Raw genomic sequence first — 12,818 nt, forward strand, 5'->3', positions numbered from 1 at the left:
TGCCAACGGAATAGCGGGTCAGTTCAGCATTGGCGGCTCGAGTCCCATCATCGGTGGCAGCGGCGCAAACGGCGGCGCCGGCGGTCAAGGCGGCGCCGGCCCCTACTCGACCCGCGGACCTGGCGGTTCGGGCGGAGCCGGCGGCGCAGGTGGTGGCGGCGGGCTGTTGTACGGCAACGGCGGAGCCGGCGGCAACGGAGGCGCCGGCGGTGCCGGCGGGGACGCTGCGGTCGGCAAAGCCGGCGGTAACGGTGGATCCGGCGGTGCCGGCGGCAGCGCGCAGCTGATAGGCGCCGGTGGCCAAGGGGGCAACGGCGGCGCCGGGGGGACCAGCATTTCCCCTGGTGCCGGCGGGTTCGGTGGGGTCGGTGGGCTCGGCGGCAGGGGCGGACGGCTGATCAACATCCCAGGCGCCCCGGGTACGCCCGGCCCGGACGCGTAACCATTGCGGCGGGGAGTTGCGGCCTAGCCGTCGCGTCCGGGGCGCTTGCGACCCAGTAGCGCCGGGGCGACGACACCGGGCGCCAGACGCCGCGCCGTCACCAAGAACGCGGTGTGCCCGCGCATGGAATGTTGCGGCCGTACCGCCAGCCCGACGACGTTCCAACCGCGCTGCAACGTCTCCCACGAGCGCGGTTCGGTCCAGCATTGCTGCGCTCGCATGGCCTCCACGACCGTCGACAACAACAATTGGGTCGGCGTGTTCACCAGGTCGAGCAGGCTCTGCTCAATGCTGGCGGCCTCCGTGGCCGCATAAGCGCCTGCGCTGCCGCTCAGCGCCTGCATGAAACGCTCATGGAAGACCGCCGCCTCGGCGCTCAGCCGTTGATAGGCCTGACCTTGTGTCGAAAACAGCGCGGCCACCGCCGCCGACACCTCATCAGCGCCTGCGCCCAGCAGTTGAGTGATCGGCGCCGCAGCCGCTGCGTTTGCCGTCCTGAGCGCCGAATCGATTCCTTGCAACTGGGCGGCCGCGCCGACCAACTCGTCGGGAACCACCATCAACATCGACATCAGGCAACCTCCCCGCCGCCCCAGCCCCGATCACCACAGATTACGCCGAACGCACCAACAAATTCCGGCCTTTGGCACGCTCCACCCGCCTAGCGGGTTTGGCGCTGGCGCTTATTCATCGTCGCTGTGCAGCAAACTCCGCCGCGCCGACAGCAACTCGAACTCCGGGTGCGCGGCCACCAGTCGCTCGGCCGCGTCGAGCACCTCGACCACATGGCTCCGGTCGCCCGACACCACCGACACGCCGATGCCCGCCCGGCGGTACAGATCGTTCGACCCCGTCTCGGCGGCCGAGACGCTGAACTTGCGCCGTAACTCCGCCACTACGGGACGGATCACCGAACGCTTCTCCTTGAGGGAACGCACGTCCCCGAGCAGCACGTCGAACTCGAGCCAGCCGATCCACATCCTCGGTTCAGCCCGTGGGCGACGGAGACGGCGATGGTTCAGGCGCAGGACCGGGCCCCGTCGGCGCGGGCGTAGGGGTCCCTGTGGGAGCCGGCGTAGGGGCCGAAGAAGGCTGTGGTGCGGTCGTCGAACTGCCTGACTTCTGCAGCGCCAGCAGCGTTTCGGCGGTCCGCTTGGACAACTGCCAGCCGCCCTGGAAGCGCGTGAATTCCATGGGGAAGCTGAACACAGGGCGCTCCGGGTTGGCGGTCGTGACCACCACCATGGCCATCACGTCCGACGGATTCTTGTCCGACCATGCGATGTCATTGGCCGCGAAAGTCATCGGCAGATACCCGCCGTCGCGGGAGGCGGTGGTGAACCTGTCCAGAGCGGCGGCGGTCTCCTGGTTTGCACCCTCGACGAGGTTCAGTTTGTCGGCGCCCGGGACGGCCGGATCGGCAAGGCGGGCCAGCACGTCGGTCAACGCCTCTGGGGTGGGCAGGGCAGTGGGAGGCGGCGCGGAGCTCAGACTGGTCGGCGCCGATGCGTTTGAGGGGGTCGTGGACGAGGAATTCCTGGTTTCGTCAGGTGAACATCCCGTAAGCGCCAGTGCCACCGCGACGATCAACGTCGTCGCCTTGGCCAAAGTTACGCAGATGTTTCGGTGCATCCAGCGGGAGGTTCGGTTTATGGGAAATCGGCAGAAGCAGTGCACGTCACACTCGCCGCCGGAGCGCCACCCGCAACGACTGTCGCCAAGCCTGTGGCTTGGGATTTCGCAGTCACAGCGATCCTTTCGCTCGGCCCGAGTAGAAGCTGAGAATACCAGCGAGACCAAGATTGTTACTTTTCAACGGCATTTGACTACACACATGGATCGCCAATCGCCGGTAGCTTGGATGTATCCGCCACGCCATTTCTGGTGCGGGAAAGGAGTGCAACATGGGTGACTCAGAGCGTTCCGAAGCGTACAAGCTCCCTCGCGATAACTCCCTGTCCAGCGGCGATGCTGCCGAATTAGAACAGTTGCGACGCGAGGCAGCGGTGCTTCGCGAGCAACTCGAGAACGCGCTCAGCCATCAGAGCCCGACACGCTCAGCGCGCGATGTGCACCAGCTAGAAGCTCGGATCGACTCACTGGCGGCCCGAAATTCGAAGTTAATGGAAACTCTTAAAGAAGCGCGTCAGCAGCTGCTCGCGCTTCGCGAAGAGGTCGACCGATTGGGCCAACCGCCCAGCGGTTACGGGGTCCTGTTGGCCACCCATGACGACGACACAGTCGATGTGTTCACCTCCGGCCGCAAGATGCGGCTGACGTGCTCGCCGAACATCGACACCAAGACTCTTCGTAAGGGGCAGACGGTCCGGCTCAACGAGGCGCTGACGGTCGTCGAGGCGGGCTCGTTCGAATCGGTCGGTGAGATCTCGACCCTGCGCGAGGTGCTCGCCGACGGTCATCGGGCCTTGGTGGTCGGTCACGCCGACGAGGAACGCATCGTGTGGCTGGCCGATCCGTTGGTGGCCGAGGATCTGCCAGACGGACACCCAGATGCGCTCAACGACGACACCAGGCCGCGGAAACTGCGGCCTGGCGATTCTCTGCTGGTCGACACCAAAGCCGGGTACGCCTTCGAGCGCATCCCCAAGGCCGAGGTCGAGGATCTGGTCCTCGAAGAGGTGCCGGACGTCAGCTACGAGGACATCGGCGGTCTGAGCCGCCAGATCGAGCAGATCCGCGACGCGGTCGAGCTGCCCTTCCTGCACAAGGAGCTCTACCGCGAGTACTCGCTGCGGCCGCCGAAAGGCGTGTTGCTCTACGGTCCGCCCGGCTGCGGCAAGACGTTGATCGCCAAGGCGGTGGCCAACTCGCTGGCCAAGAAGATGGCCGAGGTGCGTGGCGACGACTCCCGCGAGGCCAAGTCCTACTTCCTCAACATCAAGGGCCCCGAACTGCTGAACAAGTTCGTCGGTGAGACCGAACGTCACATCCGGCTGATCTTCCAGCGGGCCCGGGAGAAGGCCTCCGAAGGCACTCCCGTGATCGTGTTCTTCGACGAGATGGACTCGATCTTCCGCACCCGCGGCACCGGCGTCTCCTCGGACGTCGAGACCACCGTGGTCCCGCAGTTGCTCAGCGAGATCGACGGCGTCGAGGGCCTCGAGAACGTCATCGTCATCGGCGCGTCCAACCGCGAGGACATGATCGACCCGGCCATCCTGCGGCCCGGCCGTCTGGACGTGAAGATCAAGATCGAGCGGCCCGACGCCGAAGCGGCCCAGGACATTTACTCGAAGTACCTGACCGAGAACCTGCCGGTGCACGCCGACGACCTCGCCGAGTTCGACGGCGACCGGGCGGCCTGCATCAGGGCGATGATCGAAAAGGTCGTCGAGCGGATGTACGCCGAGATCGACGACAACCGGTTCCTGGAAGTCACCTACGCCAACGGCGACAAGGAAGTCATGTACTTCAAGGACTTCAACTCCGGGGCCATGATCCAGAACGTCGTCGACCGCGCGAAGAAGAACGCCATCAAGTCGGTGTTGGAGACTGGCCAGCCCGGTCTGCGCATTCAGCACCTGCTGGATTCGATCGTTGACGAGTTCGCCGAGAACGAGGACCTGCCCAACACCACCAACCCCGATGACTGGGCGCGGATTTCGGGCAAGAAGGGCGAGCGGATCGTCTACATCCGCACGCTCGTCACCGGGAAGAGTTCGAGCGCCAGTCGGGCTATCGATACCGAGTCCAACCTCGGTCAGTACCTGTAAACACTTGTCGCTCGCCGCGACCAGCGTTTGGCCGATGCGGCTACGTCTCGGTCCGGGGGACGCCGAATATCAGGTGACCAGCGAGTAGCTGTTGGTCAGGTCGTCCTGCACGACGTGTGCGGGACTTGAGAGCGTGTCAACGCGCAACTCACTGGGCAGCACGCGGACGTGATAGGACCACCCGGTGGGCAATTTCAGCCGGTCGCCCAGCTTCCGCAGATCTGCTCGTGACAACTCGGGGTCCGCGACCTGGCTCCAGGTCTGCATGATCCAGCGTTGACCCTTGGGGTCTTGAAGTTCGTAGACCTCTTCGCCTGCGTCGTAGACGAATACGGTGTGGCGGTTGACCTGATTGGGAACGTAGGGCGCGGGGTTCATCGACGACAACAGCACTGTCGCTTGCAGTTGCATGTCGATCCCGCCGAAGTTCTTGATGATCGCCGGACCCTGGCGGTTCTTTTCGATCGCATTCATCAGCCAGTAGCGCGGACCGTTGAGCAGCACCGCGGCGGCGCCGTGTTCGGTGGCCAGAGCTTGCGCGTCGAGCGCGCTCCACAGCTCGGCCGGACAATCATTGAGCGGATAGCTGTTGTAGACGTTGGCCTGCGGACCGGCCTCGCCGGGAACTACTAAGAGGACTTCGCCATATCGCTGACCGGCTAAGTCGGCCACCTCACTACGTGCATGTTTACCCGGCATTCGGGTGAAGGTAATCATCGCTGTCACCGCCGTCAACTGCGACGCGCGCAACGGTGCCGCGGTATCGGTTGCGTGCCGTCAGGGTGGCATGCAGGTCGTCCATCAGCGGATTGAGAAAGCTGGTGCGGTATTCCTCATCGCCGGCGGCGCGAGCGCTGATGTACATGAACGTCAAGGCGCCCAACACCAGGCACATGTGGATCAGCGAATGCGGCACGGGAACGGTGAAGCCCAGGATGGTGGAGCTGGTCACGCCGGTGTGGGCCCATTCCTTCAGCAGGTTGGCATCCAGCACGATCAACCCGAGCACCAGGTAGATCGCGCTGGTCAGGGCCGCGACGACCATGATCTGCGCGAGCTGCGAGACGGCCAGTACGAACACCACGTTGACCCGTTCGGCCCTGGTCAGCGCCGGGGCGTCCGGCGGATCGGGCAGCGGCTCGAAGGGTGTATCGGCAAGCAGCTCACTGTCTTTGGGCACCGACGCCGGTGACCGGAGCATCGGTCTCACCCGGTCCACGGTCGAGGAGACGACGAACGCGACGGCGATGCCGACCAGGAAGGCCAAGGCCAGCAGCAGCCGCTCGCCGCTGATCTTCGCCGCCATGAGCCAGACGTTGCCGTTGAAAAACACCAATGTGGTCAGCAGCACGACCGGCAACGCGCGCACCGCCAGGGTGCCAACCGTCGCCAGATGCGACAGCGTCATGCGAATCGCCCACCCGAGCACGGAGCCGAGGCCGCTGGCCGTCAGCAGCAGCATGATCAGCGCGGCCACAGCGGCCTGTGGCAGGTGTGCCACGCCGGCCTGCACCAGGATGACGGTCGCCACGACAGAGATTGCGACGGTCGCGGCGATCGCGCGCGCCCGACCACTCGGCAGTCGCGAGACCAACCAGCCGGCGAGGATGATCGCTATCGGCGCGACCGCGATGAGTGCCAGTAGCAGCCACTCGGTGGGTGACGGCGTCCCGACGATGTTCACATCCTCGCCGCGGGTGATCAGGTAGATCGGTATCCCCGAGCAATGCAGCATCGCGTAGGCCGCCAGCACGGGCGCCGAACGGGACCACAGCCGTCGCCAGCGGGCCCGCCTGGTCAGCACGGACGGCAGGCCGCGCTGTAAGAACCAACTCTCGGCCGCGACCGTTGCCGTGTCGGGGCGTGCGCGCTTGCGCAGCAGGGGCAGCTCCATCGCGCCTCACCTTAGTGCCGGTGACCAGCCCTGACGCGTCACACCGGGCCGTTCACGGCTCGGATCGTCGGCGGGCCTAGGCTTTACGCATGCAACGGATTATCGGTACGGAGGTCGAGTACGGCATTTCCTCGCCGTCTGACCCGACCGCCAACCCGATCCTGACCTCGACGCAGGCGGTTCTGGCGTACGCGGCGGCCGCCGGGATTCAGCGCGCCAAGCGCACCCGCTGGGACTACGAAGTGGAATCGCCGCTACGCGACGCCCGCGGTTTCGACCTGAGCCGCTCGGCCGGCCCGCCGCCGGTGGTCGACGCCGACGAGGTCGGGGCCGCCAACATGATCCTGACCAACGGGGCGCGTCTGTACGTCGACCACGCGCACCCGGAGTACTCCGCACCCGAGTGCACCGATCCGCTGGATGCGGTGATCTGGGACAAGGCCGGGGAGCGGGTGATGGAAGCCGCCGCCCGGCACGTCGCCAGCGTTCCGGGAGCCGCCAAGCTGCAGCTTTACAAGAACAACGTCGACGGCAAGGGCGCTTCCTACGGGTCGCACGAGAACTATCTGATGTCGCGGCAGACGCCGTTCTCGGCGATCATCGTGGGTCTGACGCCATTCCTGGTGTCCCGGCAGGTGGTGACCGGCTCCGGCCGGGTCGGCATCGGCCCGTCCGGCGACGAGCCGGGTTTCCAACTGTCCCAGCGCTCCGACTACATCGAGGTCGAGGTCGGGCTGGAAACAACGCTCAAACGCGGCATCATCAACACGCGCGACGAACCGCACGCCGACGCCGACAGATACCGCCGATTGCACGTCATCATCGGTGACGCCAACCTCGCCGAGACGTCGACCTACCTGAAATTGGGCACCACCGCGTTGGTGCTCGATCTCATCGAGGAGGGCATCGACCTCACCGACCTGACGCTGGCCCGTCCGGTGCACGCGGTGCACACCATCAGCCGTGACCCGTCGCTGCGGGCGACGGTGGCGTTGGCCGACGGCCGCGAACTGACCGGCCTTGCACTGCAACGGATCTACCTCGACCGGGTGGCCAAGCTCGTCGACAGCCGCGACCCGGATCCCCGGGCGTCCCACCTGGTGGAGACCTGGGCGCACGTTCTCGACCTGTTGGAGCGGGATCCGATGGAGTGCGCCGAGTTGCTGGACTGGCCGGCCAAGTTGCGCTTGCTCGAGGGTTTCCGGCACCGGGAGAACCTGAGTTGGTCGGCCCCCCGGCTGCACCTGGTTGACCTGCAGTATTCGGATGTTCGGCTGGACAAGGGGCTGTATAACCGCCTGGTCGCGCGCGGATCGATGAAGCGCCTCGTCACCGAGCACGAGGTGCTGGAGGCGGTCGACAATCCGCCCACCGATACCCGCGCATACTTCCGCGGTGAGTGCCTGCGCCGCTTCGGCGCCGACATCGCCGCAGCCAGCTGGGATTCGGTGATTTTCGACCTGGGCGGTGATTCCTTGGTGCGCATCCCGACGCTCGAGCCGCTGCGCGGCAGCAAGGCGCACGTCGGCGCGTTGTTGGACTCCGTGGACAGTGCGGTTGAACTCGTGGAGCAGCTCACCAGCTAGCGAACGCGGACAATGGAGCTTAGACCGACGAAACGTCGGTGCTGAACGGTACTGTAGGTAAAGACCAGCGGGCGTGTGGACTCACACGAGGCCTCTTGGAGGGCCGTTAACGAAGCAGGAGGCGGGCGATGGCTCAGGAGCAAACCAAACGTGGTGGCGGCGGTGGCGACGAAGAGGATCTCGCTGGCGCTTCTGCTGCAGGCCAGGAGCGTCGCGAGAAGCTGACCGAAGAAACCGACGACCTGCTCGATGAGATCGACGATGTCTTGGAGGAGAACGCCGAGGACTTCGTCCGCGCATACGTTCAAAAGGGCGGACAGTGACCTGGCCGTTGCCTGATCGCCTGTCCACCAACTCAGCACTCTTCCGATCACCGTCAGTAGATCTGTCGTCATTCACTGACTTTCTGCGGCACCAAGCGCCGGAATTGCTGCCCGCAAGCCTCAGCGCGGGAACCGTCGGCGACCAACTGCCGCACGGCACCACCATCGTGGCTCTGAAGTACCCCGGCGGTGTCGTCATCGCCGGGGACCGGCGCTCGACCCAGGGCAACATGATCGCCGGGCGCGACGTGCAAAAGGTGTACATCACCGACGAATACACGGCCACCGGCATCGCCGGCACCGCCGCGATAGCCGTCGAGTTCGCCCGCCTCTACGCGGTCGAACTTGAGCACTACGAAAAGCTTGAAGGCGTACCGCTCACCTTTGCCGGCAAGGTCAACCGCCTGGCGATCATGGTGCGCGGCAACCTGGCCGCCGCCATGCAGGGACTGGTCGCGCTGCCGCTGCTGGCCGGCTACGACATCCATGCTTCAGACCCCGAATCCGCGGGCCGCATCGTCTCATTCGACGCCGCCGGCGGGTGGAACATCGAAGAAGAGGGCTACCAATCGGTGGGCTCGGGGTCGATCTTCGCCAAGTCGTCGATGAAGAAGCTGTATTCCCGTGTCACCGACGCCGATTCGGCGCTGCGGGTTGCCATCGAGGCGCTGTACGACGCCGCCGACGACGACTCCGCCACCGGCGGACCGGATTTGGTCCGCGGGATCTTCCCCACCGCGGTCCTCATCGACGCGGACGGAGCGGTGGACGTGCCGGAGCGCCGCATCGCCGGCCTGGCCCGCGAGATCATCGAAAGCCGCTCGCGCGCTGACACTTTCGGCCCCGACGGTGGTGAGAAGCAGTGAGCTTTCCGTATTTCATCTCGCCCGAGCAGGCCATGCGCGAGCGCAGCGAGCTCGCACGCAAAGGCATCGCTCGGGGCCGCAGTGTGGTGGCGCTGGCATACGCCGATGGCGTTTTGTTCGTCGCGGAGAACCCGTCGCGGTCGTTGCAGAAGATCAGCGAAATCTACGACCGGGTGGGGTTTGCGGCCGCCGGGAAGTTCAACGAATTCGACAACCTGCGCCGCGGCGGGATCCAATTCGCCGACACCCGCGGCTACGCCTATGACCGCCGCGACGTCACCGGCCGGCAACTGGCCAACGTCTACGCGCAAACTCTCGGCACCATCTTCACCGAGCAGGCCAAGCCCTACGAGGTCGAGTTGTGCGTGGCCGAGGTCGCGCACTACGGCGAGACGAAAGCGCCCGAGCTCTACCGGATCACCTACGACGGGTCGATCGCCGACGAGCCGCACTACGTGGTGATGGGTGGCACCACGGAGCCGATCACCAACAAGCTCAAGGAGTCCTACACCGAGAACGCCGACTTGCCGCAGGCTTTGCGCATCGCCTTGGACGCACTTCGGGCGGGCAGCGCCGAGTCGTCGACGAACGGCCAGGCCAGCCTGAGCGTGACCAGCTTGGAGGTCGCAGTCCTGGACGCCAATCGGCCGCGGCGGGCGTTCAAGCGAATCCATCGCTCGAAACTCGAGGCCCTGCTGGAGGAATCGAATACCGAAGATTCCAAACAGGATGGCGACGACGAGGGCGACGACTCCAAGGAGTAGCCGGCGGCTTTCATCGCCAGTTGCGCGGCAGCAGCGGTATGTCCGGCGTGCTGCTGAAGTCGTCGGTGGCCAACGTCGTCAAACCGGCGGCCTCGGCCTGGACCTCGTGAAGAACGGTCCCAGCCACTCCCAGTGCCCCAGCGCCCTCGTCCGACGCCGCCGCCCAGGCTTTGGGCTGGTTCAAATGCTCGTCGATGTCAGGCACGTCGTCCATATCCATGAATTCGTGGCCGTACTGGCGCTGCGTCATGTGCTTGCGCCGCCGACTACGCGCCTGGCGGCGGGTCGCGGCCCGGGCTTCCGCCGCGGCGGCCGCACTGTCGGGCTCTGGCGCTTTTCGCTGCGCCTTGGCGCTGGCGCTCGACGCCATCCCGGAACCGAACCCGATGCCCGGCGGCGCCAACGCATAGGGCGGTACGAAGCCCGTCCCCGCGGCCGGTGGGCCAGCCGGTGCGGCGCTGGCGACGCCGGTACCCGGTGCCGGCGCGGGAGCCGATCCCGGAGTTCCCGTCGGAGCCGAGGCGACCGTCGTGACAGTGGAAGTCATCCCGCCGGCAGGCCACGAGTCGGGCGTGGCCGCGACAAGCGCCGGGGCGGGCGCGGCGACCGATTGGGGAAGACTGGCCAACCCGGCCAACCCGGCGAACCCGCCCCCCATCGCCGCCGGTGCCAGCATCGCTCCGCCGGCCGCAGCGACCAGCAGCGGTGATTGGGTTATCGCGGTACCCAGCTGGGCGACGTGAGTGGGCCAGTCGAACACCGAGAGGGCCACGAAATACTGCAGCGCCATTGCCGGGTTTTGCGTCATCTGCATCGAGTCGCCGATGAGTTCCAGGCCCCGGGCCAGGTACCACATCGGCTGGGTGGCGTCCGAATAGGACTCGTAGCCAACACCATTGAGCAGGCCCGCGCCGGGATCCCAGTACACACCGAAGTTCTCCAGAAGGTCGGCAATGAATTCGGTCGCGGCGTTGGACACCAACGGATTCCGAATCAGCGGGTTGATGCCGAGCCTGAGCAGATACGGCCTGAGCGCTTCGATCAGCGCACGCCCCGGATCCAGCGACGCTGCCGGTCGCGCAAGGATCGGGGGTGCCGGCGCCGCCTCCGGTGCCGAGGAGACCGCTGCCGCCGCGGTGGCCTGGTAAACCGCCATGGTGGTGGCGGCCTGGATCCACATTCGCAAATAGTCAGCCTCGTTGACCGCGATGGGGATCGTGTTGATGCCGAAGAAGTTCGTCGCTACCAGAGCTGCGTGGGCCGTGTGGTTGGCCGCCAACTCGGCCAGTGTCGGCATGGCCGCCAGCGCGACGGAATAGGCCATGGCCGCGGCTTGGTGCTGTGCGGCCAGCACGGCGCTGTCGGCGCTGGCCTGCAGCAGCCACGCCGTATAGGGCGCGTGCGCGGCCGCGAACGAGTCCGCGCCGGAACCGTCCCATTGGCCCGGGTGCACGGCGGTCACCAGCGAGTTGACTTCTTCGGCCGCTGCGGCGTACTCGAGGCTGAGCGACTCCCACGCCGCCGCGGACGCCAGCAGCGGCTCGGGCCCTGGCCCCTCGCTCAGCAGCGCGGAGTGGACCTCCGGCGGCGCCGCCATCCACATCGCCGCCGTCACCAGTCACCTGCCCCTGTCACCGACGACCTCACTCAGCAATGGAATTGCCAATTATTTCGGTCAGACTAACTTTAAGATTCGTTACTTGACACACCGGGTAATGGCGGCCCGAAAAAAGTGCTGGTCAAACGGTCGCGGCCGGACGAGCACGATCATTCGGGTCACGGTCCAGCCACGCGCGCCGCGGGTTGCCGACCGCCACCGTCAAACAGCAAGTACGCTCGATGTGTGCAGCGACGAATAATGGGCATCGAGACGGAATTCGGTGTCACCTGCACGTTCCACGGGCATCGTCGCCTCTCCCCGGATGAGGTGGCGCGCTACCTGTTCCGCCGGGTGGTGTCGTGGGGCCGCAGTTCGAATGTCTTCTTGCGTAACGGCGCACGGCTGTACCTCGACGTGGGCAGCCACCCCGAGTACGCCACCGCCGAATGCGACAGCCTGGTGCAGCTGGTCACCCACGACCGCGCCGGCGAATGGGTGCTCGAAGACCTGCTGGTCGACGCCGAGCAGCGCCTCGCCGACGAAGGCATCGGCGGCGATATCTACCTGTTCAAGAACAACACCGATTCAGCGGGCAACTCCTACGGCTGCCACGAGAACTACCTGATCGTTCGGGCCGGCGAGTTCTCCCGGATTTCCGACGTGCTGCTGCCGTTCCTGGTCACCCGCCAGCTGATCTGCGGTGCCGGAAAGGTGCTGCAGACGCCCAAGGCGGCCACGTTCTGTCTGTCCCAACGCGCCGAACACATTTGGGAAGGCGTCTCGAGTGCGACGACGCGCTCACGCCCGATCATCAACACCCGCGACGAACCGCACGCCGACGCCGAGAAGTACCGCCGCCTGCACGTCATCGTCGGCGACTCCAACATGTGCGAAACCACCACCATGCTCAAGGTGGGCACGGCCGCGCTGGTGCTGGAAATGATCGAGTCGGGCGTGGCGTTCCGTGATTTCTCCCTGGACAACCCCATCCGCGCCATCCGGGAAGTCAGCCACGACATCACCGGCCGGCGGCCCGTGCGGCTGGCCGGGGGGCGTCAGGCGAGTGCACTGGATATCCAGCGGGAGTACTACGCCCGCGCCGTCGAGCACCTGCAGACTCGGGAACCCAATGCCCAGATCGAGCAGGTCGTCGATCTCTGGGGTCGCCAACTCGACGCCGTGGAGAGCCAGGACTTCGCCAAGGTCGACACCGAGATCGACTGGGTTATCAAGCGCAAGCTGTTCCAGCGTTACCAGGACCGCTACAACATGGAGCTGTCCGACCCGAAGATCGCCCAGCTGGACCTGGCGTACCACGACATCAAGCGGGGCCGTGGCGTCTTCGATCTGCTGCAGCGCAAGGGCCTCGCGGCGCGCGTCACCACCGACGAGGAGATCGCCGAGGCCGTCGACCGTCCGCCCCAGACCACCCGCGCCAGGCTGCGCGGCGAGTTCATCAGCGCCGCGCAGGCAGCCGGGCGCGACTTCACGGTCGACTGGGTGCACCTCAAGCTCAACGACCAGGCACAGCGCACCGTGCTGTGCAAGGACCCGTTCCGGGCGGTCGACGAACGGGTCAAGCGGCTGATCGCGAGCATGTAACCACGAA

11 protein-coding genes and 3 pseudogenes are annotated in these 12,818 nt (G+C 66.0%); 7 read left to right on the top strand and 7 right to left on the bottom strand.

Going from position 1 to position 12,818, the window contains the following annotated elements; genetic code table 11:
- Positions 1-442: pseudogene (locus BST27_RS11280) on the top strand (PE family protein); the annotation flags it as partial.
- Between the two features lie 23 nt (positions 443-465).
- Here BST27_RS11280 and BST27_RS33640 read toward each other — a convergent pair.
- The 4 genes and pseudogenes from BST27_RS33640 to lppK all read right to left on the bottom strand — a co-directional run.
- Positions 466-708: pseudogene (locus BST27_RS33640) on the bottom strand (SAM-dependent methyltransferase); the annotation flags it as partial.
- 39 nt (positions 709-747) lie between these two features.
- Positions 748-1,014 (bottom strand): annotated as a pseudogene (locus BST27_RS33645) (PE family protein); the annotation flags it as partial.
- Positions 1,015-1,125: 111 nt separating this feature from the next.
- Positions 1,126-1,422 (bottom strand): DUF503 domain-containing protein, encoded by a 297-nt coding sequence (locus BST27_RS11290; RefSeq protein WP_069420329.1) that lies wholly within the window; start codon positions 1,420-1,422, stop codon positions 1,126-1,128.
- 7 nt (positions 1,423-1,429) lie between these two features.
- Positions 1,430-2,074, bottom strand: coding sequence for a lipoprotein LppK (gene lppK, locus BST27_RS11295; protein ID WP_069420328.1), 645 nt, complete (start codon positions 2,072-2,074; stop codon positions 1,430-1,432).
- A 272-nt stretch (positions 2,075-2,346) separates the two neighbouring features.
- Here lppK and arc point away from each other — a divergent pair, with 272 nt between their 5' ends.
- Positions 2,347-4,176, top strand: a complete 1,830-nt coding sequence (arc, locus tag BST27_RS11300; RefSeq protein WP_069420327.1) for a proteasome ATPase — start codon at positions 2,347-2,349, stop codon at positions 4,174-4,176.
- A 69-nt stretch (positions 4,177-4,245) separates the two neighbouring features.
- Here arc and BST27_RS11305 read toward each other — a convergent pair whose 3' ends face one another.
- Both BST27_RS11305 and BST27_RS11310 read right to left on the bottom strand, forming a co-directional pair.
- Complete coding sequence (locus tag BST27_RS11305) at positions 4,246-4,875, bottom strand: hypothetical protein (protein WP_069420326.1); 630 nt, start codon at positions 4,873-4,875, stop codon at positions 4,246-4,248.
- Positions 4,865-6,070, bottom strand: a complete 1,206-nt coding sequence (locus BST27_RS11310) for a hypothetical protein (protein WP_139805107.1) — start codon at positions 6,068-6,070, stop codon at positions 4,865-4,867. The genes BST27_RS11305 and BST27_RS11310 overlap by 11 nt, the downstream gene beginning before the upstream one ends.
- An 89-nt stretch (positions 6,071-6,159) precedes the next feature.
- Here BST27_RS11310 and dop point away from each other — a divergent pair, with 89 nt between their 5' ends.
- The 4 genes from dop to prcA all read left to right on the top strand — a co-directional run bounded on the left by dop (position 6,160) and on the right by prcA (position 9,609).
- The gene (gene dop, locus BST27_RS11315) at positions 6,160-7,656 is read left to right on the top strand and encodes a pup deamidase/depupylase (RefSeq protein WP_069420325.1); all 1,497 of its coding nucleotides are present in this window, start codon (positions 6,160-6,162) and stop codon (positions 7,654-7,656) included.
- Between the two features lie 128 nt (positions 7,657-7,784).
- A complete protein-coding gene (locus BST27_RS11320) occupies positions 7,785-7,979 on the top strand; it encodes a ubiquitin-like protein Pup (protein WP_069420324.1) in 195 nt (64 codons plus the stop codon).
- Entirely contained in the window at positions 7,976-8,845 is an 870-nt protein-coding gene (gene prcB, locus BST27_RS11325) for a proteasome subunit beta (RefSeq protein ID WP_069420323.1), read from the top strand. Before BST27_RS11320 ends, prcB begins: the two co-directional genes overlap by 4 nt.
- Entirely contained in the window at positions 8,842-9,609 is a 768-nt protein-coding gene (gene prcA / locus BST27_RS11330) for a proteasome subunit alpha (protein WP_069420322.1), read from the top strand. Before prcB ends, prcA begins: the two co-directional genes overlap by 4 nt.
- Positions 9,610-9,619: 10 nt before the next feature.
- Here the strand turns inward: prcA and BST27_RS11335 are convergent, their stop codons facing one another.
- A complete protein-coding gene (locus BST27_RS11335; RefSeq protein WP_069420321.1) occupies positions 9,620-11,224 on the bottom strand; it encodes a PPE family protein in 1,605 nt (534 codons plus the stop codon).
- A gap of 228 nt (positions 11,225-11,452) precedes the next feature.
- On the opposite strand from BST27_RS11335, the gene pafA reads away from it, so the two are divergent.
- The gene (gene pafA / locus BST27_RS11340) at positions 11,453-12,811 is read left to right on the top strand and encodes a Pup--protein ligase (RefSeq protein WP_139805108.1); all 1,359 of its coding nucleotides are present in this window, start codon (positions 11,453-11,455) and stop codon (positions 12,809-12,811) included.
- Positions 12,812-12,818: the final 7 nt, after the last annotated feature.

Origin of the sequence: Mycobacterium intermedium (assembly GCF_002086275.1) — a bacterium.
Taxonomy (GTDB): domain Bacteria; phylum Actinomycetota; class Actinomycetes; order Mycobacteriales; family Mycobacteriaceae; genus Mycobacterium; species Mycobacterium intermedium.

What these genes read in the sequence shown, in the direction of transcription:
- BST27_RS11320 (WP_069420324.1), top strand. Translation starts at nt 7,785, where the DNA reads ATGGCTCAGGAGCAAACCAAACGTGGTGGCGGCGGTGGCGACGAAGAG.
- BST27_RS11305 (WP_069420326.1), bottom strand. Translation starts at nt 4,875, where the DNA reads ATGCCGGGTAAACATGCACGTAGTGAGGTGGCCGACTTAGCCGGTCAG.
- BST27_RS11290 (WP_069420329.1), bottom strand. Translation starts at nt 1,422, where the DNA reads ATGTGGATCGGCTGGCTCGAGTTCGACGTGCTGCTCGGGGACGTGCGT.
- BST27_RS11310 (WP_139805107.1), bottom strand. Translation starts at nt 6,070, where the DNA reads ATGGAGCTGCCCCTGCTGCGCAAGCGCGCACGCCCCGACACGGCAACG.
- arc (WP_069420327.1), top strand. Translation starts at nt 2,347, where the DNA reads ATGGGTGACTCAGAGCGTTCCGAAGCGTACAAGCTCCCTCGCGATAAC.
- dop (WP_069420325.1), top strand. Translation starts at nt 6,160, where the DNA reads ATGCAACGGATTATCGGTACGGAGGTCGAGTACGGCATTTCCTCGCCG.
- lppK (WP_069420328.1), bottom strand. Translation starts at nt 2,074, where the DNA reads ATGCACCGAAACATCTGCGTAACTTTGGCCAAGGCGACGACGTTGATC.